Genomic DNA, 293 nt, shown 5'->3' with positions numbered 1-293 from the left:
GCTCTTCGCTGATGTATTCCGGACCATTATCACAGCGGATTGCGGCTGGTTTGCCCCGCCACTCGATGACCTGCTCCAGCACCCGTTTGACTCGCGAGGCAGGCAAGGAAAAATCCACCTCGATGCACAGTGCTTCGCGATTGAAGGCATCGATCACATTAAACAACCGCACCGAACGACCATCGCTGAGCTGGTCATGCATAAAGTCCATCGACCAACAGTGATTCGGTTGGTCAGGGACTGCCAACGGCTCCGGCTTGGCCCGCACTAGCCGCTTCTTGGGTTTTATCCGC

The 293-nt window shown here is 56.3% G+C and carries 1 protein-coding gene; it reads right to left on the bottom strand.

Annotated elements, in window-relative coordinates; translation table 11 throughout:
* A partial coding sequence (locus J9893_RS14000; RefSeq protein ID WP_210621924.1) for a DDE-type integrase/transposase/recombinase occupies positions 1 to 293 on the bottom strand: 293 nt, incomplete at both ends.

Origin of the sequence: Aeromonas sp. MaB10011B, assembly GCF_017939325.1 — a bacterium.
GTDB classification, from domain to species: Bacteria; Pseudomonadota; Gammaproteobacteria; order Enterobacterales; family Aeromonadaceae; genus Aeromonas; species Aeromonas caviae.
Note: the sequence above shows the minus strand (reverse complement) of the source record. Positions and strands in the feature narration are given on the sequence as shown.